The following is a 1204-nucleotide window of genomic DNA, read 5'->3' as shown; positions in this document are numbered from 1 at the left end:
GCGCTGTCGACCCGCCAGTCGATCGCGGTGTCCGCGCTGTCGCTCGCCAACCAGTCGCAGGCGAGCGTGCTGCAGCTGCTGCGCTGATCCGCAGGCATCGCATCTCGACAACGAAGGCGGCGGGGGAAACCCCGCCGCTTTTCATTGGAGGGGACGAGGAGGGGGGCCGACGGTGCGGATGGCGTATTGCGACGAGCCCGTCAGGACAAAAAAGCCGGCCCGCCATGGGCGGGGCCGGGCCTTCGATCTACGATGTGTTCGGCGGAGGCTCAGGCCGCCGAGCTCACCGGCTTGTCCTGCTGTTCGGCTTCAGCCTGCTCGATCAGCTTCTTCTCATAGGCGACGAGCTTCTTGGCTTCCTTCAGCGCCTGGTAGAGATCGCCGTTGAGGATATGGCCGTTGATCGCCTCGATGATCGGCCAGGCGCTCGGCACCGTCGTGATGATGTCGCGCAGCAGGTTGAAATAGGTGCCGTGATCCGCGTCTGCCCCCGGCGAGATGTACATCAGCTGGACCGCAAGATAGACGAGCTTGGCCGGCGTGTCGGCCGTCTCCGGCGTCAGGATGTCCTTCTCGCGCAGGATCGGAATGTTCTCGCCGTCGATCAGGAGACGCGCGCGCTGGTCGGTGTTGGTGATCACGCAGGAGCCGATGATGATGCGCTCATGCGGCTTCAGTTCGACTTTCAGGGCCATTCTCATTCTCCGTTGCCGCATCGGCGTGGCGCCGAACCTGCTGCGTCGAGGCCGATGACCGGTCCAGCTGCCAGTCTAGATCGCGCGGGGAGTCTGCGCGCTCGATCGGTCGGCGCGCAGCAATCCTTTCCGATCATGGTTAACGGACGGTAAACGGCCGCGCACGCCCGGCGAATATGCGGTGTTTTCAAGGTGATCCGCGGCGAATCGCCGATGCGCGGCCGTGCCGATGCCACGCATCGGGGACCGCGAGCGGTCGTGACTTCACTGTTTGTTAGCCGCTCGCATTTACCTTAACGCCCGTCGCCCGGTGGTGCAGTCACCCACGGGCTTCGCCTTGATCCTGAATGGATCGGGCAGTTTGTTTCACACCAGAAGGGTATGAAAATGTCAGGTATTGTTCTCTCGGCGTCGGTGCGTCAGAATCTGCTCTCGCTTCAGTCGACGGCTCAGCTCCTCGCCACCACCCAGAACAATCTCTCCACGGGCAAGAAGGTCAACTCGGCGCT

General features: G+C 63.1%; 1 protein-coding gene. It reads right to left on the bottom strand.

What is annotated here, in order from left to right; genetic code table 11:
- Positions 1-269: 269 nt before the first annotated feature.
- Positions 270-695 (bottom strand): flagellar biosynthesis repressor FlbT, encoded by a 426-nt coding sequence (gene flbT, locus QX121_RS31580; RefSeq protein ID WP_315715996.1) that lies wholly within the window; start codon positions 693-695, stop codon positions 270-272.
- Between the last annotated feature and the right edge of the window lie 509 nt (positions 696-1204).

This window comes from Bradyrhizobium sp. SZCCHNR2028, from assembly GCF_032380995.1.
Lineage (GTDB): Bacteria > Pseudomonadota > Alphaproteobacteria > Rhizobiales > Xanthobacteraceae > Bradyrhizobium.
The sequence above is the reverse complement of the archived record's forward strand: the minus strand, read 5'-3'. Positions and strand labels throughout refer to the sequence as shown.

Bases quoted from the DNA above. Each gene is read 5' to 3' on its own strand.
- flbT (WP_315715996.1), bottom strand. From the start codon at position 695: ATGGCCCTGAAAGTCGAACTGAAGCCGCATGAGCGCATCATCATCGGC.